Below are 23,091 nucleotides of genomic sequence, written 5' to 3' on the forward strand. Positions count from 1 at the left end.
TTCCGGATCTTGCCTGGCCCGCGCCGCCCGAGCCGGTCGCCGGCTAGTCGAGGAAGGTGGCGGCCAGCGCCTCGGCGAGCCCCGGCACCAGCGTCGCGCCGGTCAGCACCTCGTTCGCCGAGTCCTTGTCCCGCAGCCGTACGGCCGACTCCCGCGACCCGTCGCGCAGGACGCCCACGGTCAGCCGCACCTCCTGGCGCTCCGGGTGGGTGGCGACCCACTTGGTGAGCTGCTTGTCGGTGAGCCCCTCCGGTACGGAGGACTCGGCGGACGGCGGCAGCATCAGCCGCTCCACGGTCAGCGCGCAGCCGAGGATCGAGTCGGGCCAGGCGATGGTTCCCAGGAACTTGTCCAGCGGGGTTCCGGCCGGCACCTCGTCCTGCTCGATCGGGGTGAGCTGGTTCTTGCCCGTGTCGTCCTGGTCGAGGCCGAGCTGACGGGCGACGCCCGGAGCCTCCTTGCGCAGCCTGGCCGTGTCGACCAGGGCGAAGAGCCGGGCGGGCTTGTCCCAGCCGAGGGTGGAGGCGTACTCGTCGATTTCGAGGACGGCACGGGTCAGCGGGCTTGCCGCCATAGGGGTGCCGGGGGACGGCGAAAGGTTGGACATGGGCAACATCCTGCCTCCTTTCCCCCGGATACCGGGAACTGACTAAAGCCTCAGTAAGTTGCATGAGTGGGCTCTACGATCGGGGGCCCATGCTTTGAAAAATCTCAGCATCACTTACACACAGCGACTTTCGAGGTGCGCACCTTGGCTTTCCAGATGCCGGACCGCGGCGGAGGCCCTTCCGGGCCACGGATGAGAGTCGGCCGCCCGTCCCGGCGCGCCCGGACTCTTCTGATGACCTTGGGCGTGCTGGCCGTCCTGGCCATGGCGTTCATCATGTTCGCCGGCTTCTGGACGGACTGGCTCTGGTTCCGCTCCGTCGACTACTCCACCGTCTTCACCACCACCCTGTGGACCAAGGTCGGCCTCTTCGCCGTCTTCGGCCTCGTGATGGCCGGTGCCGTCGGGCTGAACATCTGGCTGGCCCACCGGCTGCGGCCGCCGCTCAGCGCGATGTCGATGGAGCAGCAGAGCCTCGACCGCTACCGGATGACCGTCGCGCCGTACCGCAAGTGGCTGCTGCTCGGCATCTCCGCACTGGTCGGCCTGATCGCGGGCGCCTCGGCGGCGGGCCAGTGGAAGACCTGGCTGATGTACGTGAACGGGGTGCCCTTCGGCACGAAGGACCCCCAGTTCAACCTGGACGTGTCGTTCTACACCTTCGACCTGCCCTGGTACCGCTTCCTTCTCGGCTTCGGCTTCGCCGCCGTCGTGCTCTCGGTGATCGCCGCCGCCGTCGTGCACTACCTCTACGGGGGACTGCGCGTCACGAGCCCGGGTGCGCGGGCCACCGCCGCGGCGACCGGTCACCTGTCGGTGCTGCTCGGCCTCTTCGTCACGCTCAAGGCGGTCGCGTACTGGCTCGACCGGTACGGCCTCGCCGTGAAGTCCAGCGACTTCAAGGCCGCGGACAACTGGACCGGCCTGCGCTACGTCGACGCCAACGCGTACCTGCCGGCCAAGACGATCCTCGTCGCCATCGCGGCGATCTGCGCGGTGCTGTTCTTCGCGACGCTGTGGCGCCGCACCTGGCAGCTCCCCGTCATCGGCTTCGGCCTGATGGTGCTCTCGGCGATCCTGATCGGCGGGCTGTACCCGGCGATCGTGCAGAAGTTCCAGGTCCAGCCGAACGAGCAGGCCAAGGAATCCCCGTACGTCCAGAAGAACATCAAGGCGACGCGCGACGCCTACGGAGTCGCCGACGCCTCGGTCACGGACTACGCGGGCCTGCCGGACCCCAAGGCGGACAAGAAGAAGCTCCGCCAGGACGCCAACACCACGGCGAGCATCCGCCTGCTCGACCCGAACATCGTGTCCCCGGCCTTCCAGCAGCTCCAGCAGAACAAGGGCTACTACGGTTTCCCGGCCACGCTGGCGGTCGACCGGTACAAGGGCCAGGACACGGTCATCGGGCTCCGTGAGATCAACCTCGCGGGCATCCCGAAGAACAACTGGATCAACGACCACTTCCGTTACACCCACGGATACGGCGTGGTCGCGGCCAAGGGCACCGAAGTGACCCCCAACGGGGAGCCGGTGTTCACCGAGTCGGGCCTGCCCGCGCGGGGCGACCTCGGAGAGTACGAGCAGCGGATCTACTACGGCGAGCAGACGAAGCAGTACTCGATCGTCGGCGGACCGCAGAAGGAGCTCGACTACGCCAACGACCAGGGCGAGAAGGAGACCACCTACAAGGGCGACAGCGGGGTGAGCCTGGGCAACCCGGTGAACCGGGCCGCGTACGCCCTGGCCTTCAGCGAGCCGCAGATCCTCTACTCGGGGGCCATCGACGACAAGTCGAAGATCCTCTACAACCGCACGCCCAAGGCCCGCGTCGAGGCGGTGGCCCCGTGGCTGACGATCGACGGAGCCGTCTACCCGGCGGTGATCGACGGCCGGGTCCAGTGGATCGTGGACGCCTACACCACCACCAACGGCTACCCCTACGCGTCCCGCACCCAGCTCGGGGACACGACGGCGGACTCGCTGACCAACTCCCAGCGCGCCGTGGTCGCGCAGGAGAACCAGGTCAACTACATCCGGAACTCGGTGAAGGCCACCGTCGACGCCTACGACGGCACGGTGAAGCTGTACCAGTGGGACACCAAGGACCCGGTCCTCAAGACGTGGATGAAGGCCTTCCCCGGCACGGTGAAGGACAAGAAGGAGATCTCGCCGACCCTGATGGAGCACCTGCGCTACCCGCAGGACCTCTTCAAGGTCCAGCGTGAGCTGCTGACCCGCTACCACGTCACGGACCCGCAGACCTTCCTCAGCGGCAGCGAGGTCTGGGCGGTGCCGGACGACCCGACCACCAAGGCGGGGACGGCGGTTCCGCCGTACTACCTCTCCATGAAGATGCCGGGCCAGAAGGACCCCAACCAGGCCTTCTCGCTCACCACGACGCTCACGCCGAACGGCAGGGACAACCTGAGCGCCTTCATGGCGGTCAACGCCGATCCCACCACCGCGGACTACGGGAAGATCCAGCTGCTGAAGCTGCCGACCCAGAACCCGGTGGACGGCCCGAAGCTCGTCCAGGCGAGATTCAACTCCAAGCCGGAGATCGCCCAGGAGATCAACATCCTGAGCCGGGGCGATTCCCAGGTGGAGTACGGCAACCTGCTCACGGTCCCGCTCGACAAGGGAATGCTCTACGTCGAGCCGGTGTACGTGCGCGGCGGCGGCCTCAAGTACCCGCTGCTGAAGAAGGTCCTGGTGACCTACGGGGACCAGACGGCCTTCGAGGACACGCTGGAGAAGGCGCTGAACGTGGTGTTCGGTGCCGAGTCGGCGACCCCGCCCCCGGGCGACGGGACCACGACTCCGCCGGGCGACGGGACCACCACCCCGCCGCCGACCAGCCAGGACCCGACGGTCAAGGCCGCCCTGGCCGATGCGCAGAAGGCGGTCGAGGACGCCGACAAGGCGCTCAAGGCCGGCGACTGGGCGGCGTACGGCAAGGCCCAGAGCGATCTGCAGGCCGCGCTGAAGCGGGCGATCGACGCCGAGGCGAAGGTGCCGGCGCCCGCGGCGACGCCCACGCCCAGCGGATAGCGGTAATGGTTCCACCCCGCGTCGTGCTACTGTTGGTTTACCGACGCGGGGTGGAGCAGCTCGGTAGCTCGCTGGGCTCATAACCCAGAGGTCGCAGGTTCAAATCCTGTCCCCGCTACTGAAGACGAAGGCCCGGATCCGATGGATCCGGGCCTTCGTCATGCCCCATCGAGTTTTTCGCCGACGCGGGGTCACTGAGGTGGGTGAGTTGGGGTGTGAGCGTGTTTGACTTGTCTCTCTGTGGGCATGTCGACAAAACGCTGTAGTGACCTCACTGACTGCGACATACCAGGTGTACGCGGGTAGCAGGTGATGCGACGATGGGATTTATGGGGGACAGGTCAACTCTGCTGGAGACAGGGCGGTTTGTGAGGGCGGACTCCGAATCGGATGCGGAGGCCGATGGGGCGGCTCAGGCCGTTGACGTGCGGACCGCGATGACCACGCGGGCGGTACGGACCACGGCCACGGCGCCGACCACGCCGGACGTGTCAAACGTGTCGGACGTGTCAGACGTGTCGGGCGCGTCAGTCGACGAGCTGTTCGACGACGCGGTCTTCGCGCTGACCGACGCGGCCAGCGACGCCGCGCTCGAGGCGCGGCACCGGGTCGCCGCCGACAAGGGGGACCCGGGCGCGATGAGCGTACTGGGTGCCCTCCTGCTGCGCCGCGGCGACCTCGCGGGAGCCGAGCCCTACCTGCGCGGAGCGACCGGGGAGGGCGACCGCGCGGCCGCGAACAACCTCGGCGTCCTGCTGCACCAGCGCGGCTACCCCGAGGAGGCCGCCGGCTGGTGGCGCGTGGCCGCCGTGGCCGGATCCGCTCCCGCCGCGCACGCCCTGGGCCGCCACTACCGCGAGCGCGGCGACGAGCCCGCCGCCGAGTACTGGATGCGTCAGGCGGCGGAATCCGGCCACGCCCTGGGGGCCTACGGCCTCGCCGACCTGCTGGAGCACCGCGGGGACAAGGGTGTCGAGCGGTGGTTCCGCGCTGCCGCGGAACAGGGGCACCGCGAGGCCGCGTACCGGCTGGCCCGGCACCTGCGCAAGGGCGACCCGGCCGAGGCCGAGCAGTGGTACCGGCAGGCCGCCGCGCGCGGCCACCGGCGCGCCGGGCTGCACCTGGGCGCCCTGCTGGAGGCGCGCGGGGAGCTGAAGGAGGCCGGGCGCTGGTACCTCACCTCCGCCAAGCAGGGCGAGGCGCGGGCGGCCTGCGCCCTCGGCTTCCTGCTGCGCGACGCCGGCGACGAGGAGAACGCGGCCACCTGGTGGCTGCGCGCCGCGCAGGACGGCGACGGCAACGCGGCGAACGCGCTCGGGGCACTGCACGCCGCGCGCGGCGAGACCCAGACGGCGGAGAAGTGGTACCGGGCCGCGATGGACGCGGGCGACCAGAACGGGGCGTACAACCTCGCGCTGCTCTGCGCCGCGCAGGAGCGGACCGGACCGGCCGAGCAGTGGTACCGCCGCGCCGCGTACGCGGGACACCGCGAGGCGGCCAACGCGCTGGCCATCCTGCTGCTCCAGGGCGGCGACGCGGAGGGCGCGGAGCCGTGGTTCTCGAAGGCGGCGGAGGCGGGGAGCGTGGACGCGGCCTTCAACCTCGGCATCCTCTTCGCCAGCCGGGACGAGGACCGCACGGCCCTGAAGTGGTACGAGCGGGCGGCCTCGGCGGGACACACCGACGCGGCGCTCCAGGTCGGCATCGCGCTGGTCCGCGACGGCGAGGAGCGGGCGGCGGAACGGCACCTGCGCTGCGCGGCCGGCGGCGGCAGCGCGGAGGCCGCCTTCCGGCTGGCCGCGCTGCTGGAGTCGCTGGCCCCGCCGCCGGAGCCGGTGGCGCTGGGCGAGCCGGTGGGCGGAGCCGCGCGCACCGAGAGCGAGGAGTGGTACGAGCGGGCCGCGGAGCTGGGGCACCGGCGTGCGCAGGTCCGGGTCGGCATGCTGGCCGCCGCGCGGGGCGAGCTGGGGGCCGCGGCGCGGTGGTACCGGGAGGCGGCGGAGGCCGGCTCCCGCAACGGCGCCTTCAACCTGGGTCTGCTGCTGGCGCGCGAGGGCAACGAGCCCGAGGCGGCGCTGTGGTGGACCCGGGCGGCGGTGGCCGGACACGGCCGGGCGGCGCTGCGGCTGGGCCTGCTCGCGGCCCGGCAGGGAGACCTGACGGAGGGCCAGAAATGGTGCGTGCGCGCCATGGAACTGGGCCCCGCGGAGGTCTCCGAACGGGCTGCCCGACTGCGCGAGGCGCTGGCGGAGGAACTCTCGGCCTGACCGGCTTCGCGGCTCAGGCCGTGGGCTCGTACAGCCATGCCGTCGCGCGGGGGTACGCGTAGCGGAGGAACAGGGGCATCAGGGCCTCCGTCGCGCGGTGTTGGACGCGGCCCGGGGTCTTCGCCTCGCGGTTGCCGGCGGCGGCCTTGGCCATGCGGGCGATGCGGGGGCGGCGCAGGCGGTCGTAGGCGGCCAGGGCCCCGGCGACCGAGGGGGAGGCGGCAACGGCGTCGGCCAGGGCCACCGCGTCCTCCAGGGCCATCGACGCGCCCTGCCCGGCGCCCACCGGATGGGCCGCGTCCCCGATCAGCACCGTCCGGGCGTCGTGCCAGACCGGCACCTCCGCCAGCTTGTGCATCAGCGTCGGCCGGTCGCTCTCCACCGACCCGGCCAGTACGGCCGACGGGGTCCGCGAGCCCGCGTACAGCTCGCGCAGCAGCGGCAGCCACTCCTGCGGCGGGTGCGCGAGGTCCGGTGGACGGGGCGAGGCCACCTGGGCCGACCACCAGACGCCCCCGTCCGCGACCGGCAGGCACAGGAAGGCCCCCTTGCGGGAGAGCACCATGTGGAAGGCGTCCCCGGGGAGCGGCACGTCCCGCGAGATCCCCGAAATGCTGTACAGGCCCGCGTACTCGGGGCGCGGAGCTCCCGGGTCCAGGGCGGTACGGGTCGCCGACCAGAGGCCGTCGGCCGCCACGACCAGGTCCGCGTCCAGGGAGTCCGCCGTCACCCGGCGGCCCGTCACGATCCGCACCCCGGCCCGCTCGGCTTCGGCCCGCATCGCCTCGACCAGGCGTTCCCGCAGCAGGGTCGTGCTGTGCAGGGTGTCCGAGGCCAGCCGGCCCCGGGGGACCCGGCCGAGCAGCCGGCCCGACGCGGACCACATGCACTGGTCCGCGAAGGCGAATCCGGCCGCCCGCACGGGGGCGAGGACTCCGATCCGGTCCAGCGCGCGCAAGCCGTTGACCGCCAGGCTCAGGAACGACCCGACCCTGCCCGCCTCCTCCCCGGTCGCGGGGTCGTAGGCCTCGTACACCGTGACCTCGGCGCCCGTCCGTCGGCGCAGTGCGATCGCGCTCGCCGTTCCCGCCACTCCGCCACCGATGACTGCCGCTCGTACGTGCATGCCCCACCCCTTTGGCTGAATAATCGTTCACTGAATCAAGATTCGGTGAAATCGCGTTCAGTATGCTGACGGGGAGAAGGCGGCGTCAAGGGCGGAAGGGGTTGTGGCGTGGGAGTGCGCAAGGAGCGGGCGGCGGGGACCGAGGCGGCGCTCAAGGAGGCCGCGCGCACCCTCTTTCTGGAGCGCGGCTACCCCCAGACGAAGATCACCGACATCACGAAGGCGGCCGGGCGTTCCACCGGTTCCTTCTACGAGCACTTCGCCGGCAAGGAGGAGCTCCTGCACGCGCTGCTCGGCGACATGGGGGCCCAGGTGGACGACGCCGTAGGTGCCGGCCAGGGGCATCCGCGCGAACACGACCTCGCCGACCGCGCGCAGTTGCGTTCGCACGTCGCGGCCACCTGGGGGGTCTTCCGGGATCACCTGCCCGTCGTCGCGGCCCTCTTCCAGCGCTCCATGGCCGAGCCGCCGGGGGAGGGCGGGGTCTGGGGGCAGCTGACCCACGACACGGGGCCGCTGCGGGAGCACCTGGAATACATGCGCGAGGGCGGGCGGGAGCTCCCGGGGGATCCGGAGCTGGTGGCCGCCGCCATGGGGGGCATGGTCTCGATGCTCGGGTACGCGTCGATGACAGCAGGGGTCGCGCTCGACGACGACGAGGTGGTCGACACCCTCACCTCGCTGTTGCTGCACGGCCTCCGGGGCCCGCGGGACCCCGCCGGTTAACCGATTTGCATGTGCTCGCCACGCTCGCGTACAGTCGGGTTTACCGACGCGGGGTGGAGCAGCTCGGTAGCTCGCTGGGCTCATAACCCAGAGGTCGCAGGTTCAAATCCTGTCCCCGCTACTGAAGAACCGAAGGCCCGGATCCCCTGGATCCGGGCCTTCGGTCGTTCCTGAAGGCGAACGTGAACCGCGCGCGGGGCCGGAAACGAAGGAGGCCGGGAGCTCGATGAGCTCCCGGCCTCCTTTCTTGCCTCGGTCCGTCAGGCCCCGGCGCAGTTCGGGCACACCCCGCGGTACGTGACCTCGACCGCCGACACCACGAAGCCGAAGCGTTCGGTGTCCGGCAGGTCGGCCAGCGGGTTGCCCGCCGGGTGCACGTCGCGGATCGCCCCGCACTGGGCGCACACCAGGTGCTGGTGGGGGCGGTGGGCGTTCGGGTCGTACCGCTTGGCGCGCCGGTCCGTGGACACTTCCAGGACCTCACCCAGGGTGACGAGCTCGCCCAGGGTGTTGTAGACGGTCGCGCGGGAGATCTCCGGCAGCCTGTCCACGGCACGCGCGTGCACCTCGTCGGCCGTCAGGTGAACGTGGTCACCGTCGAGCACCTCGGCCACGACGCGCCGCTGTGCGGTCATGCGCCATCCGCGTCCGCGAAGTCGTTCCAGCAGGTCACTCATACCGCCAGCCTAACAGCGAGGGGACTCGGTGTAACTCCCGAATGAGTGTCGACTTGGATGCTTACTTGACTTAGACAAAGTCCATCGTAGGATCGGTTACGTTAGGGCGCAGGACAGGTTTGCAGCAAATTTACGCAGGAGGCGCACGTGACGCAGGGACCGCTCACCACGGAGGCCGGAGCTCCGGTCGCTGACAACCAGAACAGCGAGACCGCCGGCATCGGCGGCCCCGTTCTGGTTCAGGACCAGCTGCTGCTGGAGAAGCTCGCCCACTTCAACCGCGAGCGCATCCCGGAGCGCGTGGTGCACGCCCGTGGCGCCGGTGCCTACGGCACGTTCACGCTGACCCGTGACGTCTCGCAGTGGACCCGGGCGAAGTTCCTGTCCGAGGTGGGCAAGGAGACCGAGACCTTCCTGCGCTTCTCCACCGTCGCCGGCAACCTCGGCTCCGCCGACGCCGTGCGCGACCCCCGCGGCTGGGCGCTGAAGTTCTACACCGAAGAGGGCAACTACGACCTCGTCGGCAACAACACCCCGGTGTTCTTCATCAAGGACGCCATCAAGTTCCCCGACTTCATCCACACCCAGAAGCGCGACCCGTACACGGGCTCGCAGGAGGCGGACAACGTCTGGGACTTCTGGGGTCTGTCGCCCGAGTCCACCCACCAGGTGACCTGGCTGTTCGGTGACCGCGGCATCCCGGCGACCTACCGCCACATGAACGGCTACGGCTCGCACACGTTCCAGTGGAACAACGAGGCCGGCGAGGTCTTCTGGGTCAAGTACCACTTCAAGACCGACCAGGGCATCAAGAACCTCACCCAGGCCGAGGCCAACCAGCTCGCCGGTGAGGACCCCGACTCGCACCAGCGCGACCTGCGCGAGTCCATCGAGCGCGGCGAGTTCCCGTCCTGGACCGTGCAGGTCCAGATCATGCCGGCGGCCGAGGCGGCCGAGTACCGCTTCAACCCGTTCGACCTCACCAAGGTGTGGCCGCACGAGGACTACCCGCCGATCGAGATCGGCAAGCTGGAGCTCAACCGCAACCCGGAGAACGTCTTCGCCGAGGTCGAGCAGTCGATCTTCTCCCCGGCGCACTTCGTCCCCGGCATCGGTCCGTCCCCGGACAAGATGCTCCAGGGCCGTCTCTTCGGCTACGGCGACGCCCACCGCTACCGCGTCGGCATCAACGCCGACCACCTGCCGGTGAACCGCCCGCACGCCACCGAGGCGCGCACCAACTCCCGTGACGGCTACCTGTACGACGGCCGCCACAAGGGTGCGAAGAACTACGAGCCGAACAGCTTCGGCGGCCCGCACCAGACGGACCGTCCGCTGTGGGTCTCCTCCGCCGTCACCGGCGGCACGGGCAACCACGCCGCGCCCTCGCACTCCGAGGACAACGACTTCGTCCAGGCGGGCAACCTCTACCGCCTGTACTCGGAGGACGAGAAGACCCGCCTGGTCGAGAACCTCTCCGGCTTCATCGCCAAGGTCTTCCGCGACGACATCGTCGAGCGTGCGATCAACAACTTCCGTCAGGCGGACGGTGACTTCGGCAAGCGTCTCGAGGCCGCGGTCCAGGCCCTCCGCGCCTGATTGGCGCCTTGCCGCAGCAGGCCGACGGGCCGGTGCTCCCCATGAGGGGGCGCCGGCCCGTCGGCCGTTCCTACGCGGGGACGGAGGCGGGCACGGTGGTGCGCCGCGCCGGGGCCCAGCAGCGGATCACATCGCGTACGGACACGATGCCCACCGGGCCGCCGTGCTCCAGGACGATCAGATGACGGAAGCCGCCGTGGGCCATCGCCTCGGCGGCTTCCTGCACGGTGGCGTCCGGGGTGCAGAAGACCACGTTGTTGGTGGTGTGCGCGCCCACGGACTCCCGGTCGGGATCGTGGCCCGCGCCGATCGAGTTGAGGATGTCGCGCTCGGTCAGGATGCCGATGCCGCTGTGTTCGGGGTCGAGGACGACGGCGGCGCCTACGCGCCGGCCGGACATCAGGCAGGCCGCCTGGCGCAGGGTGTGAGTGGGTCCGAGGGTGAGGATCACGGTGCTCATGGCGTCGCGGACGAGCATGAAGAGAGCCACCTCCTGGTGAGTCCCTCCGCTTGGGTGGGGTGCGCGCGAAGGGCCGCACTTAGAGAAGCCCTTCACAAGCGCACAAGCGGAGGAGTCTCAGATTCCCACGCACACGGAGTGTCAGCAAGGAGGCGCGTAAGGGGCACATTCGGCACGTACGGGCGCAGGCCACCGCCGCGGCGGCGCGCGCCCGTCCCGCGAGCGTCAGCCGCGCGGGCGCAGCAGGTCCAGCATCTCCGCGTGCAGCAGCCCGTTCGAGGCCGCCGCATTGCCGCCGTGGACGCCGTCCACCCCGTCCAGACCGGTGAAACGACCGCCGGCCTCCTCCACCACGACCGCCAGGGCCGCCATGTCCCACAGGTTCAGCTCCGGCTCGGCGCACAGGTCGAGCGAGCCCTCGGCCACCATCATGTACGGCCAGAAATCGCCGTAGCCCCGCGTACGCCAGCACGCGCGGGTCAGATCCAGGAAGCCGGGCAGCCGCCCCTGCTCCTCCCAGCCGCTCAGCGAGGAGTAGGCGAAGGAGGCGTCGCCGAGGGTCGCGACCTTGGAGACGCCGAGCGCGGTGGTCTCGCCGAGCGCACCCCCCGTGAAGGCGCCCCGGCCGCGCGCCGCCCACCAGCGGCGGCCCAGTGCCGGCGCCGACACCACGCCGACGACGGGACGGAAGGCGCCGTCGGCCTGCTCCTCCATGAGCGAGATCAGCGTCGCCCACACCGGAACGCCGCGCACGTAGTTCTTCGTACCGTCGATCGGGTCCACGACCCAGCGGCGCGGCCCGTCGCCCTTGAGCCCGTACTCCTCGCCCAGGATGGCGTCGTCGGGCCGTGCGGCGGAGATCCTGGCCCGGATGACCTCCTCGGTGGCGGTGTCGGCCTCGCTCACCGGGGTCATGTCGGGCTTGGTCTCGACCTTGAGGTCGAGGGCGCGGAACCGCTCCATCGTGGCGGCGTCCGCCGCGTCGGCGAGTTCGAGGGCAAGGCGCAGGTCATCGTCATACTCGGGCATGCCAGAACCCTACCGAGACGGCCGGGCCGACGGGTCGGGCGTCCACGGTGCGGCACGGGCACCCTTGACAGGATCTGTCGGTCCGTCAACTCTGGCGGAGACGTCGACCGGAGGCGTCGAAGGGGAGGCGACGGTGCCCACGGCCCGGGAGTCCTTGCTCGAAGCGGCGGGAGCGGCGCTCGCGGCGCGCCCGTGGCCGGCCGTGCGGATGATCGACGTGGCGGCCGCCGCCGGGGTCTCGCGGCAGACCCTCTACAACGAGTTCGCGGGCAAGACGGGCCTGGGTCACGCGCTGGTCCGGCGCGACGCGGCCTGGTACCTCGACGGGGTGGACCGGGCCCTGTCCTCCTCAAGCGCTCCGGCCGAGCGGCTGACGGCGGTCGTGGAGTGGACCCTGCGCGCGGGCCGTGAGCGCGCCCTCGTACGGGCCCTGCTGACGGGGTGCTGGAACGGCAACTTACCCGTCCCGGCCGGCCGCGGGGTCCGGCCGGGGCTGCCCGCGCTGGGGCCCGCCGAGCTGATCCGCGCGGTCCGCGAGCGGGCCCACGCCGTGTTCGGGGCGCCGGAGGGGGCGCAGCGGTGCGAGCTCGCCGTGCGGCTCGCCCTGTCCTACCTGGTCGCCCCGGCCGAGGCGCCGGGGCCGGGACGGGCCGGGCTGCTCGGGCTGCTCAGTGGGACGAGCCCGAGAGCTGGAGCCCGATGACGCCGAGGATGACCAGCGAGATCGAGACGAGCTTGAGCGTGGAGACCAGATCTCCGAGGAAGACCATTCCGTAGATCGCGGTACCGGCCGCCCCGATGCCGGTCCACACCGCGTAGGCCGGTCCCACGTCCAGCTTCTTCAGGGCCAGCGTCAGCAGACCGAAGCTGCCGAGTGCGAAGCACGCGAAGGCGATGGTCGGCCACAGCCGGGTGAAGCCGTGCGACAGCTTGAGGCAGACCGCGAACCCCGTTTCCAGGATCCCGGCGACCACGACCAGCAGCCACGCCATGGCGTATGCCTCCCCGCGTCATGTGGCGCGCTCACGGGCCCGGCCCGGGCGTCACTTGGTGCGATTATGCATTTACCAGACATCGGGGACGGCAAACCCCGCCGGTCCTTCACCCTTCGATCGGTTGCCCGCCCGATCAGTCGCCCTCGCGGCGCTCCCGCGTCTGCAGCAGCCGTCGCAGCGAGTACAGCCGCGCCGGATCCGCGTGGCCGTCCTCCACCCACTTGTCGAGCGCGCAGTCCGGCTCGTCGTGGCTGCACGCGCGCGGGCACTCCTCCGTCCCCGGCACCAGCTCCGGGAAGGCGAGGATGACCCGGGACGGGTCCACGTGGTGCAGGCCGAAGGACCGTACGCCCGGGGTGTCGATGACCCAGCCGTCCCCGCCCGGCAGCGGCAGCGCCAGCGCCGAGGTGGTGGTGTGCCGGCCCCGGCCGGTGACCGCGTTGACCACGCCGGTCGCGCGCTGGCGGCCCTCGGCGACCAGCGAGTTCACCAGGGTGGTCTTGCCGACGCCCGAGTGGCCGACGAAGGCGGTGATCCGGCCGTTCAGGTGCTCGCGCACCCGGTCGGCCGCGTCGCCCGTCGCCAGCTCCTCGCGGTTGGTGACCACGTAGTTCAGGCCGAAGGTCGAGTAGATCTCCAGGATCTTGTCCGCGGAGGTCAGGTCGGACTTCGTGAGGACCAGCAGCGGTTCCAGCCCGGCGTCGTACGCGGCCACCAGGCAGCGGTCGATCATCCGGGGGCGCGGTTCCGGATCGGCCAGCGCCGTCACGATGGCGAGCTGGTCGGCGTTGGCGACGACGACGCGCTCGTACGGGTCGTCGTCGTCGGCCGTGCGCCGCAGGACGGACTTGCGCGCCTCGATCCGCACGATGCGGGCCAGGGTGTCCTTCTTGCCGGACAGGTCACCGACGATCCAGACCCGGTCCCCGACCACCGCCGCCTTGCGGCCCAGCTCGCGGGCCTTCATCGCGTGCACGGGCCGGTCCTCGACCAGGCAGGTGAGCCGGCCGCGGTCCACGGTGAGGACGAAGCCCTCGGCCGCGTCCTCGTGCTTGGGGCGGATGGTCGTGCGCGGCCGGTTGCCCTTGGGGTTGGGCCGCTGGCGGATGTCGTCCTCGTCGGTGTGCTTCCCGTACCTGCGCATGGCCGGCCCTACGCTCCCACGCCTGCCGGAGCCGCTTCGGCCCGCGCGAGCATGTCCGCCCACATCTTCGGGAAGTCCGGCAGGGTCTTCGCGGTCGTCGCCACGTTCTCGATGAGCACGCCCTCCACCGCCAGGCCGATCACCGCGCCGGCCGTGGCCATCCGGTGGTCGTCGTACGTGTGGAACGTGCCGCCGTGCAGGGCGCGCGGCCGGATCCGCAGACCGTCCTCGGTCTCCGTGACGTCGCCGCCCAGCCCGTTGATCTCCTTGGTGAGCGCCGCCAGCCGGTCCGTCTCGTGCAGCCGCAGGTGCGCGACCCCGCGCAGCACCGACTCCGAGTCGGCCAGCGCCGCGACCGCCGCGATGCCCGGGGTGAGCTCCCCGACCTCGCTCAGGTCCACGTCGATGCCGTGGATCTTGCCGGTGCCGGTGAAGACCAGGCCCGCGTCGGTCAGCTCGCAGGAGCCGCCCATCTCGGTGAAGATCCGGCGCAGCGCGTCACCGGGCTGCGTAGTGCGGCGCGGCCAGTCCGGGATGGTGACCGTGCCGCCGGTGATCAGGGCCGCCGCCATGAAGGGCTGCGCGTTGGAGAGGTCCGGCTCCACGACCAGGTCGCGGCCGAGCAGGGCGCCGGGGGCGACCCGCCAGACGTTCTTCTCGCCGCCGGACTCGGGGGTGTCGACCTGCGCGCCCGCCGCGCGCAGCATCTCCACCGTCATCCGGATGTGCGGCATGGACGGCAGGTTGGTGCCCACGTGCCGGACCTCGACGCCCTGGTTGAAGCGCGGGGCGGAGAGCAGCAGCGCGGAGACGAACTGCGAGGAGTTGCTCGCGTCGATCTCGACGGTCCCGCCCTCGAGGGCCCCGCCGCCCTGGACGGTCAGCGGCAGCGCCCCGCGGCCGTCGTCGTCGATGCGGGCGCCGAGGGTGCGCAGCGCCGTGATGACCTGGCCCAGGGGGCGCTCGTAGGAGCGCGGGTCCCCGTCGAAGCGGATGTCGCCGGAGGCGAGGGTGGCGAGGGGCGGCAGGAAGCGCATGACCGTGCCCGCATTGCCGACGTCGACCGTGGCCGGGCCGTGCAGCGCGGTCGGGATGATCCGCCAGGCCTCACCGGCCTGGCCCTCACCGGCGGAGCTGGAGGAGACCGTTTCCTCGATGCCGACGCCCAGCGCGCGCAGCGCGTCGGACATCAGCTGGGAGTCGCGCGAACGCAGCGGGCGGCGCACCCAGCCCGGCTCGGAGGCGAGCGCGGCGAGCACCAGGGCGCGGTTGGTGACCGACTTCGACCCGGGCACGGTGACGGTGGCCTGGACGGCGGTGTCGGCGAGCGGGGCGGGCCAGAGGGCGGGGAGCGCGGGGGTCTCGGTCATGGCCACCACTTTAGTGGCTTCCCACGGCCGCAGATCTTGATCGCCGGGGGCGTCTCGGCGGGCGGACGCGCGCCGGCCCGGATCGGATCAGAGGACCAGCAGCCAGCGGCCGCCGCCGATGAGCGAGCACAGCGCCACCACGTGGAAGAGCAGCAGCCACACCACCGGGTGCACGTGGGTGAGCCGTCCGAGCTGGTCCGCGTCGGAGTCGGGGGCTCCGCCGTGCCGCCGCTTGGCCCCCAGCTCGAAGACGGGCCGGACGCCGCCGAGGAGCAGGAACCACACCACGGCGTACGCGAAGACCGCCTGCACGTCCGCGGGGGCCAGCCAGGAGACCAGAACGAAGGTGGCGCCCGTGACCAGCACCGTCAGCAGCCCGTACGCGTTGCGGATCATCACCAGGACCGCCAGCAGCAGGGCGGTCGCCACCCACAGCAGCAGGGTGATCCGGTGCGCCGACAGCAGGGCCGCCCCGCCGAGGCCGAGCAGGGAGGGTGCCGTGTACCCGGCCGCGGCGGTGAGGACCATGCCGAGGCCGGTGGGCTTGCCGCGGCTGACGGTGACCCCGCTGGTGTCCGAGTGCAGCCGGATCCCGTCCAGGCTGCGGCCCGTCAGCAGCGCCAGCAGTCCGTGACCGCCCTCGTGCGCGATGGTGATCGCGTTGCGCGACAGCCGCCACACCGGCCGGGGGCCCACCGCGACGAGCGCCGCCAGCCCCGTCGCGATCACCAGCCACTGGTCGGGCGCCGCCTGTATGCCGGTGAGCCGGTCCCACAGGCCGGCCGTGGTGCTGGTGTTCATGAGGTGGCGGACTCCTTGTGGTGGCGATCGGGTGACATGGCAGTGTGGCAGCCATGTGCGGAAGGTATGCAGCGAGTCGAGGGCCGGAGGAGCTGGCCGAGGTCTTCGGGGTGGAGCGGTGGGAGCCGGAGGAGACGCTGGCGCCCGACTGGAACGTGGCTCCGACGAAAGAGGTCCACGTCGTCCTCGACCGTCCCCTGAAAGACGCTCCGAGCCGGCGTCCGGTTCGCCAGCTGAGGGTCCTGAAATGGGGGCTCGTCCCGTCCTGGGCCCAGAACCCCGACGGCGCCGCCCGGATGATCAACGCCCGGTCCGAGACCATCGCCGAGAAGCCGTCCTTCCGCCGCCCCTTCGCGCAGCGCCGCTGCATCATCCCGGCGGACGGCTACTACGAGTGGGTCACCGCCCACGACGAGCGGCAGCTCGAGGTCGAGGGAAAGAAGAAGCGGACGCGCAAGCAGCCCTACTTCGTCCTCCCCTCCGACGGCTCCGTCTTCGCCATGGCCGGGATATACGAGTTCTGGCGCGACCGGACCCTGCCCGACGAGCACCCGCTCGCCTGGTGGGCGACCTGCTCGGTGATCACCGCCGAGGCCGAGACCGGCCCGCTCGGCGTAGCCCCCGCCGAGGGTCCGCGCTCGCTCGCCGACATCCACCCCCGGATGCCGCTGATGCTCACCCCGGACCGGTGGGACGCCTGGCTGGACCCGGCGCGGACCGACCCCGACGAGCTCCAGGCCCTGCTGGCCCCTCCGCCCGGCGGGCTGATGCGCGCCTATCCGGTGTCCACGGCCGCGAGCAACGTCCGCAACAACGGGCCCGAACTGCTGGAGGAGCTGGAAGGGCCGGAGGAGGGCACCCTCTTCTGACGGGCCCGGCGCTCCGGACGTGCCCGGCGCTCCGTACGGCCCAGGCGTTCCGTACGGCCCCGGCGTCACTCCTGCGGCCGCCGCCGACGGCATGATCGGGGCATGAGCAGCACGCGCGCCGAGCGCACCGAGCGCACCGACATCATCGACACCCCGGCGGGCGAGGCCCGCATCACCTGGCACCCGGCCCCGGCGGGCAAGGCCCGCCTGGTGCTCGCCCTGGGCCACGGAGCCGGCGGCGGGATCGAGGCCCGGGACCTCCAGGCCCTGGCCGCGGCCCTGCCCGCCCTGGGGATCACCGTGGCGCTCGCCGAACAGCCCTGGCGGGTCGCCGGGAAGAAGGTCGCCGCCGCGCCCAAGGTGCTGGACGCGGGCTGGAACGCCCTGTGGGCCGCCTTCGCGGAGCCCGGGCTGCCCGTCGTCGCGGGCGGCCGCAGCGCCGGGGCCCGGGTGGCCTGCCGGACCTCCGCGGAGCTGGGCGCGGCCGGGGTGCTCGCGCTGGCCTTCCCCCTGCACCCGCCGGGCCGGCCGGAGAAGTCCCGGGCCGAGGAGCTGCTGGGCGCCGGGCTGCCGGCGCTGGTGGTCCAGGGGGGACGCGACGCCTTCGGGAGGCCGGAGGAGTTCCCGGAGCGGGGAGCGCGCGGAGCCTCGTACGAGCTGGTGGAAGTGGAGGGCGGGGACCACGGCTTCGCCGTGCCGAAGAAGACCGGTCCCACGCAGGAGGAGGCCCTGGCGGTGATCACCGGGGCGGTGGCCGAGTGGCTCGGGCGGCTCGCGGTGTGACGTACGACCGGGTCCCGGGGTGACTTTGGTCCGGAAACCGGGCCCTGACGGGGAATGCGTCACCCGGGCCGTCTGTTGTCCCGGATGTCGGTACGCACAGGAACACGTCGGAGGAGAGGCAACGCATGACCCAGGTCATCAGCCAGAACCGTCCGCAGGCCGCTGACCTGGACTGGACAGTGCTGCCCGCGCCCAAGCGCGGCTCGGTTCGGGCGGCGGGCGACCGGGATGGTCGACTATTCTCCGATTCGAGCGGGTCCGCTTTCGGAGTCGCCACGCAGTCGGAGGAGGTGGGTCCTGTCGCTGGGACCGACGAAGGCCACGCGGAGGAGACGACCCCGGAGCGCAATGCGCGCTTCGAGAGGGACGCCCTCGGCTACCTCGACCAGATGTACTCGGCCGCCCTGCGCATGACGCGCAATCCGGCCGACGCCGAGGACCTGGTCCAGGAGACGTATGCGAAGGCATACGCGTCCTTCCACCAGTTCCGCGAGGGCACCAACCTGAAGGCGTGGCTGTACCGCATTCTGACCAACACCTTCATCAACTCGTACCGCAAGAAGCAGCGCGAACCCCAGCGCAGTGCGGCGGAGGAGATCGAGGACTGGCAGCTTGCGCGCGCCGAGTCGCACATGTCGACGGGCTTGCGTTCCGCCGAGTCGCAGGCTCTCGATCACCTGCCCGATTCCGACGTGAAGGAAGCCCTCCAGGCCATTCCGGAAGAGTTCCGCATCGCGGTCTATCTTGCCGACGTAGAGGGCTTTGCGTACAAGGAGATCGCGGACATCATGGGTACACCCATCGGTACGGTCATGTCGCGACTGCACCGTGGCCGCCGTCAACTCCGTGGAATGCTTGAGGACTACGCCCGTGAGCGCGGGCTCGTCCCGGCCGGCGCGGGAGAGTCGAACGACCTGAAAGGCTCGGGCTCATGAGCTGCGGAGATGCGCACGAGACGGAGTGCTCCGAGGTCCTGGACCACCTTTATGAGTTCCTGGACCAGGAGATGCCCGACAGTGACTGCACGAAGTTCGAGGCGCACTTCGGCGAGTGCAATCCCTGTCTGGAGAAGTACGGCCTGGAACAGGCCGTGAAGAAGCTGGTCAAGCGCTGCTGCGGATCGGACGACGTGCCGACCGACCTGCGCTCGAAGGTGATGGGACGGATCGAGCTCATCCGTTCGGGGCAGGCCGTGCCGGATCATGACATTACGGCCGCTTCACCCGAGCCGGCCGTCGTCGAGCCGATGCCGGGATCAGCGGCGGGCTGAAAAAGTTGAAAACCGGCCATCTTCGCCGGTGAAGTAGTACCCGATTGAACAATCCCGAACAGCCGCCCCCGGAAGGGCACTTCCTTCACTCGAAGGTGGTAATCCGGGGGCGTCCGCATGGCGCAATGCAAAAATGTGGCCCACCTCGCTCCCGGGCCCACTTATTCTCCCCATTCGGTACTGGTTTGATTCGTACCTGACTTGCACGGCTCAGGGGGAGGAGAGCGCCTTGCGGGTACTTCCGCCGTTGGCGCGCGCCTACGTCCTGTGCGCCGTCCTGGCCGCCCTCGCGTGCGTCGCCCCGGCCGTCACCGGTTCCGCCACCCCGTGGCCCTCCATCGGCCTGCTCTCCGTGCTCTACCTCGGCTGCGAACTCGTCAAGGTGTGCCCGCTCATGGGCCGCCGGGTGCCCGAGGGGCTCGGCTCCTTCTTCCCGGTGGTGCTGGCCGCCGTGTTCCTCCTGCCGCCGGCCGCCGCCGCCCTCGTCGCCCTGCCCGGCGGACTCGCCGGGACCGTGACGGCGCGGCCCGCATGGGTGCGGCGCATCTGGCACGGGGCGCAGCAGTCCATAGCCGCCTGGACCGCCGGGCAGGTCTACGGGCGGCTGGGCGGGCCGGGGGCGCTGGGCACGGGCTCCTTCGGCGGGACCGGGCCGTCGGGCCCGGAGGGACCCTCGGGTCCGGCCGGACCGGCCGCCTGGGTCGCCGACTTCCCGTACGTGATGCTGCCCGCCGCCGCCGCGGCCGTCGCCTTCTGCCTGGTGCTGACCGCCCTCGACGGTTGCATCCTGGCCGCCGCCGAACGCCGCCCCGCCACCACCGCCTGGCGGGGCCTCGCGACCCGGTCCCTCGCCCCGCACTGCGTGCACGGCCTCGCCGGACTGATGATGGCCGTCATGTGGCGCAGCCCGTACGGACTCCCGGCCGCGCTGCTCGTCATGCTGCCGATGTACATCTCCTGCTGGGTCTTCGCCCAGTACCACCGCGAGCGCGCCGCCCACCAGGCCACCATCAGGGCACTGGTCCAGGCCGTCGACATCAAGGACCGCTACACGCGCGGCCACAGCGAGCGGGTCGGGCAGGCCTCGGCGATGATCGCCCGCGAGCTGGGCATGGGCGAGGAACGCCTCGAAGTCGTCCGCATCGCCGGCATCCTCCACGACGTGGGCAAGCTCGGCGTCCCGACCCGGCTGCTGCGCAAGGACGGACCGCTGACCCCCGAAGAGCGCAGGATCATCGAACTCCACCCCGAATACGGACACGAGATGGTGCGCGGCATCGGCTTCCTGGGAGAGGCCCGCGCGGCGATCCTGCACCACCACGAGCGGGTCGACGGCTCCGGCTACCCGTACGGGCTGACCGGGGAACAGATCCCGGTGCTCGCCCGGGTCGTGGCGGTCGCCGACGCCTTCGACGCGATGACCTCGACCCGGTCGTACAGCAGGGCCCGGCCGGTCGGGGTCGCCCTCGCCGAGCTGGAACGCTGCGCGGGGGCCCAGTTCGACCCGGACATGGTGCGGGCGCTGGTCGACGCCATCGACCGGCAGGGCTGGCATCCGAAGGTGACCTCGGACGACGACCTCCAGGTGATCCCGGCCGGCGCCGGCGAGGTTCCCGCCGCCGGGGCACAGGGGGCCGTGCGCGAGGCCGTGCCCGCCGGCGCCACGCTGACCGGACTGCCCGCCCAGGCCGCCCCGGCCGGAGCCGCGTCCCAGGCCCGCACGGCCGGGAGCGGCCCGCTCCAGGCAGCCGCGGCCGGAGACCCCTGCACCGGCGTGCCGGGGCCCGCCGCCGAGCCCGCAGCGGCCGCCACGGAGGCGCCGGGAACCCCCGGCTCCCCGTCCGCCCCCGCCGCGGGAGCCAACGCGTGAGGGGCTGGGCCGTCGGCATCGTCCGCGGGGCCGCCGGGGTGCTGACCGTGGCCGCGCTCGGGCACACCGTCTGGACCGGCGTGACCGAGCCGGGCATCGCCCTCGCCTTCGGCGCCCTGATCACCATCGGCGAGCTCGCCCGCCGGGACAGCGGCGACGCCGCCCGCCAGCAGCCCGCGCCGCTCGGATCCGCCGGGGCGCTCGCGTACGCCCTGCTCGGGCAGAACGCCGGAGCCCCCACCCACCACGGGGTCCTGCAGATCGTCGCCGTGGTGGTCACGGCCGCGCTCCTCGGGATCGTCCCGCACATCGCCCGGGGCCGCGGACCCGCCCTCGACCACCTGGCCCGCCGCGTCCTCACCGTCACCTTCGCCGCCGTCTGCTTCCAGCCGCTCTACAACTCCGGGCAGCTGGAGCACTGGGTCGGCCAGGGCCCGTACCTCGTGCTCTTCCTGGTCCTCCTCCTCGGGCTCACGGCCCTGTGCGACGCGGTCCTCGGCGCCGCCCTCGCCGGGGCACGGACCGGCTGGCCGTTCGCCCCGCTGCTCCGCGACGAGCTCCGCGCCCAGCTGGGCATCGGCTCCGCGATCTGCGCCACGGGCGTGGTCATGGCCCTCGGGGTCGCCGTCGCCGGCCTGTGGGCGGTGCCCGTCTTCAGCGTGCCGCTGCTCCTGACCCAGATGTCCTTCCACCGGATCACCGCCATCCGCACCACCTACCGCCAGACCATCACCTCCCTCGCCCGCGCCACCGAGATCGCCGGCTACACCCGGCCCGGCCACTCCCGCCGGGTCGCCGCGCTCAGCGTCGCCGTGGGCCGGGAGCTGGGCCTCTCGGAGCGGGAGATCACGGTGCTGGAGTACGCCGCCCTCATGCACGACATCGGGCAGCTCTCCCTCGTCGACCCGGTCCCGGACGGGGCCACCGCCGAGCTGCCCGAGGCCGAAGCCCGCCGGATCGCCGGGCTCGGCGGCGAGGTGGCCCGCCAGACGGGGGTCCCGCACGAGGTCGCGGTGGTCGTGGAGCTGCAGGCGGACCCGTACCGCGACCAGCCCGTCGCCGCCCGGATCGTGCGCGCAGTCAACGCGTACGACGATCTCGCCGGCGGGGCCCGTCACCCGGGCGGCTCATTGGAGGCCCTGGAGCGGCTGCGCCTGGGGACCGGGCACGACTACCAGCCGGAAGTCGTGGAGTGTCTCGCCAGGGTGCTCGCCCGGGGCGGACGTGCCAGAGTCGTACCCGTCCCGCCTGGGTAACCCATGGGTAATGAGCGGCCGTCCGAGTGGGCATGGTTGGATGCCAGTGAGAGTGTTCCCAGCAGGAGAGTTCGCAGCAGGAGTGTCCCGAGCAAGAGTGTCCGGCAGGCGGGAATCGTGAGGATCTTCGGGAAGGTACGGCATCGGCCCTCCGCCTCGTGGCGGCAGGCCACCGACCGCGCGTTCACGCTGATCGGCGACGGTCGGTACGAGGACGCGGGCGCGCTGCTGACCAGAGCGGCGGACCTGGAACCCTGGCTGTCCGAGTCCTGGTTCAACCTGGCGCTGCTCCACAAGTTCCGCCACGACTGGGAGCAGGCGCGGGCCGCCGGGCTGCGCGCCGTGGCCCTGCTCGACCGGGAGACCGGCGCCCCGGACTGGTGGAACGTCGGCATCGCCGCGACCGCCCTGCAGGACTGGCCGCTGGCCCGCCGCGCCTGGCAGGCGTACGGGCTGAAGGTGCCCGGAGACCCGCACGCCGCGAGCGGGAGCGGCCAGGCCCACGGCGAACCGGTCGGCATGGAGCTCGGCAGCGCGGCTGTGCGGCTGTCGCCCGAGGGCGAGGCCGAGGTGGTCTGGGGCCGCCGGCTGGACCCGGCCCGCATGGAGGTCCTGTCGATCCCGCTGCCCTCCTCGGGGCGGCGCTGGGGCGAGGTCGTCCTGCACGACGGGGTCCCGCACGGCGAGCGCATCACCGCGGCCGGGCCCTCGTACCCCGTCTTCGACGAGATCGAGCTGTGGGCGCCCTCCCCGGTGCCGACCTGGGTGGTGCTCCTCGAGGCGGCCACCGAGGCCGACCGCAACGCCCTGGAGCAGCTGGCCTCCGATGCCGGCTTCGCCGCCGAGGACTGGTCCTCCTCGGTGCGGCTGCTGTGCCGGACCTGCTCGGAGAGCGCCATGCCGAGCGGCGAGGGCGACGGCGAGCACCTGGACCCGCACGACCACAGCGAACCGGGTCACCCCGGCCCGCTGGGCCACCGTACGACCGGCTCCGGATCCCTGTGGGTGCCCGAGCGGGAGTGCGGGATCGCGGCGCCGGCGGGCCTGGTGCGCGGGCTGCTCGACGGCTGGGTCGCGGACAGTCCGGACAGCCGGGAGTGGCGGGATCTCGAAGAGGTCTGCTGAGCCGGGGCCGTAGTCTGTACCGGCACATCGGTGACTGGTGGACTTACGGAAGGCGTACGG

The 23,091-nt window shown here is 71.8% G+C and carries 21 protein-coding genes and 2 tRNA genes; 14 read left to right on the forward strand and 9 right to left on the reverse strand.

The window, feature by feature from the left end; translation table 11 throughout:
• Nucleotides 1-43 precede the first annotated feature (43 nt).
• On the reverse strand, nucleotides 44-616 hold the full coding sequence (locus ACFRU2_RS10630) for a PPA1309 family protein (protein ID WP_382970323.1): 573 nt from the start codon (nucleotides 614-616) through the stop codon (nucleotides 44-46).
• Nucleotides 617-742: 126 nt separating this feature from the next.
• Here ACFRU2_RS10630 and ACFRU2_RS10635 point away from each other — a divergent pair, with 126 nt between their 5' ends.
• The 3 genes from ACFRU2_RS10635 to ACFRU2_RS10645 all read left to right on the forward strand — a co-directional run bounded on the left by ACFRU2_RS10635 (nucleotide 743) and on the right by ACFRU2_RS10645 (nucleotide 5,931).
• Nucleotides 743-3,664 carry a UPF0182 family protein gene (locus tag ACFRU2_RS10635; RefSeq protein WP_382970326.1) on the forward strand — a complete coding sequence of 974 codons (2,922 nt, stop codon included), beginning with the start codon at nucleotides 743-745 and terminating at the stop codon, nucleotides 3,662-3,664.
• 44 nt (nucleotides 3,665-3,708) lie between these two features.
• A tRNA-Met gene (locus tag ACFRU2_RS10640) sits at nucleotides 3,709-3,782 on the forward strand.
• Between the two features lie 202 nt (nucleotides 3,783-3,984).
• Nucleotides 3,985-5,931 (forward strand): tetratricopeptide repeat protein, encoded by a 1,947-nt coding sequence (locus ACFRU2_RS10645; protein WP_382970329.1) that lies wholly within the window; start codon nucleotides 3,985-3,987, stop codon nucleotides 5,929-5,931.
• A 13-nt stretch (nucleotides 5,932-5,944) separates the two neighbouring features.
• Here the strand turns inward: ACFRU2_RS10645 and ACFRU2_RS10650 are convergent, their stop codons facing one another.
• Nucleotides 5,945-7,057, reverse strand: a complete 1,113-nt coding sequence (locus tag ACFRU2_RS10650; protein WP_382970332.1) for an FAD-dependent monooxygenase — start codon at nucleotides 7,055-7,057, stop codon at nucleotides 5,945-5,947.
• Nucleotides 7,058-7,165: 108 nt separating this feature from the next.
• On the opposite strand from ACFRU2_RS10650, the gene ACFRU2_RS10655 reads away from it, so the two are divergent.
• Together ACFRU2_RS10655 and ACFRU2_RS10660 are read left to right on the forward strand one after the other, a co-directional pair.
• Nucleotides 7,166-7,783 (forward strand): TetR/AcrR family transcriptional regulator, encoded by a 618-nt coding sequence (locus tag ACFRU2_RS10655; RefSeq protein WP_382970335.1) that lies wholly within the window; start codon nucleotides 7,166-7,168, stop codon nucleotides 7,781-7,783.
• Between the two features lie 47 nt (nucleotides 7,784-7,830).
• Nucleotides 7,831-7,904, forward strand: a tRNA-Met gene (locus ACFRU2_RS10660).
• A 139-nt stretch (nucleotides 7,905-8,043) separates the two neighbouring features.
• On the opposite strand, the gene ACFRU2_RS10665 is transcribed toward ACFRU2_RS10660, so the two are convergent.
• Complete coding sequence (locus ACFRU2_RS10665) at nucleotides 8,044-8,460, reverse strand: Fur family transcriptional regulator (protein ID WP_243336077.1); 417 nt, start codon at nucleotides 8,458-8,460, stop codon at nucleotides 8,044-8,046.
• A 147-nt stretch (nucleotides 8,461-8,607) separates the two neighbouring features.
• Between ACFRU2_RS10665 and ACFRU2_RS10670 the strand changes: the two genes are divergently transcribed.
• Nucleotides 8,608-10,059: a catalase gene (locus tag ACFRU2_RS10670; RefSeq protein WP_382970338.1), complete on the forward strand. Its 1,452-nt coding sequence runs from the start codon at nucleotides 8,608-8,610 to the stop codon at nucleotides 10,057-10,059.
• Nucleotides 10,060-10,129: 70 nt separating this feature from the next.
• Here the strand turns inward: ACFRU2_RS10670 and ACFRU2_RS10675 are convergent, their stop codons facing one another.
• Nucleotides 10,130-10,537 (reverse strand): cyclic nucleotide-binding/CBS domain-containing protein, encoded by a 408-nt coding sequence (locus ACFRU2_RS10675; protein WP_250750305.1) that lies wholly within the window; start codon nucleotides 10,535-10,537, stop codon nucleotides 10,130-10,132.
• 207 nt (nucleotides 10,538-10,744) lie between these two features.
• Nucleotides 10,745-11,548, reverse strand: coding sequence for a histidinol-phosphatase (hisN, locus tag ACFRU2_RS10680; RefSeq protein ID WP_382970342.1), 804 nt, complete (start codon nucleotides 11,546-11,548; stop codon nucleotides 10,745-10,747).
• Between the two features lie 133 nt (nucleotides 11,549-11,681).
• Here hisN and ACFRU2_RS10685 point away from each other — a divergent pair, with 133 nt between their 5' ends.
• Complete coding sequence (locus ACFRU2_RS10685) at nucleotides 11,682-12,251, forward strand: TetR/AcrR family transcriptional regulator (protein ID WP_382970345.1); 570 nt, start codon at nucleotides 11,682-11,684, stop codon at nucleotides 12,249-12,251.
• Here ACFRU2_RS10685 and ACFRU2_RS10690 read toward each other — a convergent pair.
• The 4 genes from ACFRU2_RS10690 to ACFRU2_RS10705 all read right to left on the reverse strand — a co-directional run bounded on the left by ACFRU2_RS10690 (nucleotide 12,217) and on the right by ACFRU2_RS10705 (nucleotide 15,858).
• A complete protein-coding gene (locus tag ACFRU2_RS10690) occupies nucleotides 12,217-12,540 on the reverse strand; it encodes a multidrug efflux SMR transporter (RefSeq protein ID WP_112447780.1) in 324 nt (107 codons plus the stop codon). The two genes, ACFRU2_RS10685 and ACFRU2_RS10690, sit on opposite strands and share 35 nt — an antisense overlap.
• 136 nt (nucleotides 12,541-12,676) lie before the next feature.
• A complete protein-coding gene (gene rsgA / locus ACFRU2_RS10695) occupies nucleotides 12,677-13,687 on the reverse strand; it encodes a ribosome small subunit-dependent GTPase A (protein ID WP_382970348.1) in 1,011 nt (336 codons plus the stop codon).
• 8 nt (nucleotides 13,688-13,695) lie between these two features.
• Nucleotides 13,696-15,057 (reverse strand): 3-phosphoshikimate 1-carboxyvinyltransferase, encoded by a 1,362-nt coding sequence (aroA, locus tag ACFRU2_RS10700; protein WP_382970351.1) that lies wholly within the window; start codon nucleotides 15,055-15,057, stop codon nucleotides 13,696-13,698.
• 87 nt (nucleotides 15,058-15,144) lie between these two features.
• The gene (locus ACFRU2_RS10705) at nucleotides 15,145-15,858 is read right to left on the reverse strand and encodes a M50 family metallopeptidase (RefSeq protein ID WP_382970353.1); all 714 of its coding nucleotides are present in this window, start codon (nucleotides 15,856-15,858) and stop codon (nucleotides 15,145-15,147) included.
• Between the two features lie 53 nt (nucleotides 15,859-15,911).
• On the opposite strand from ACFRU2_RS10705, the gene ACFRU2_RS10710 reads away from it, so the two are divergent.
• The 7 genes from ACFRU2_RS10710 to ACFRU2_RS10740 all read left to right on the forward strand — a co-directional run bounded on the left by ACFRU2_RS10710 (nucleotide 15,912) and on the right by ACFRU2_RS10740 (nucleotide 23,031).
• The gene (locus ACFRU2_RS10710; protein WP_274549482.1) at nucleotides 15,912-16,727 is read left to right on the forward strand and encodes an SOS response-associated peptidase; all 816 of its coding nucleotides are present in this window, start codon (nucleotides 15,912-15,914) and stop codon (nucleotides 16,725-16,727) included.
• Nucleotides 16,728-16,829: 102 nt separating this feature from the next.
• Complete coding sequence (locus ACFRU2_RS10715) at nucleotides 16,830-17,510, forward strand: alpha/beta family hydrolase (protein ID WP_382970356.1); 681 nt, start codon at nucleotides 16,830-16,832, stop codon at nucleotides 17,508-17,510.
• Nucleotides 17,511-17,800: 290 nt separating this feature from the next.
• A complete protein-coding gene (locus tag ACFRU2_RS10720; protein ID WP_008741505.1) occupies nucleotides 17,801-18,445 on the forward strand; it encodes a sigma-70 family RNA polymerase sigma factor in 645 nt (214 codons plus the stop codon).
• Nucleotides 18,442-18,780, forward strand: coding sequence for a mycothiol system anti-sigma-R factor (gene rsrA, locus ACFRU2_RS10725; RefSeq protein ID WP_382970359.1), 339 nt, complete (start codon nucleotides 18,442-18,444; stop codon nucleotides 18,778-18,780). The genes ACFRU2_RS10720 and rsrA overlap by 4 nt, the downstream gene beginning before the upstream one ends.
• Nucleotides 18,781-19,009: 229 nt before the next feature.
• Complete coding sequence (locus ACFRU2_RS10730) at nucleotides 19,010-20,650, forward strand: HD-GYP domain-containing protein (RefSeq protein ID WP_382970362.1); 1,641 nt, start codon at nucleotides 19,010-19,012, stop codon at nucleotides 20,648-20,650.
• Nucleotides 20,647-21,906, forward strand: coding sequence for an HD-GYP domain-containing protein (locus tag ACFRU2_RS10735; RefSeq protein ID WP_382970364.1), 1,260 nt, complete (start codon nucleotides 20,647-20,649; stop codon nucleotides 21,904-21,906). The genes ACFRU2_RS10730 and ACFRU2_RS10735 overlap by 4 nt, the downstream gene beginning before the upstream one ends.
• Nucleotides 21,907-22,023: 117 nt before the next feature.
• On the forward strand, nucleotides 22,024-23,031 hold the full coding sequence (locus ACFRU2_RS10740; RefSeq protein ID WP_382970367.1) for a tetratricopeptide repeat protein: 1,008 nt from the start codon (nucleotides 22,024-22,026) through the stop codon (nucleotides 23,029-23,031).
• Nucleotides 23,032-23,091: the final 60 nt, after the last annotated feature.

The organism is Streptomyces sp. NPDC056883, assembly GCF_042788835.1.
Classification (GTDB): domain Bacteria; phylum Actinomycetota; class Actinomycetes; order Streptomycetales; family Streptomycetaceae; genus Streptomyces; species Streptomyces stoeckheimensis.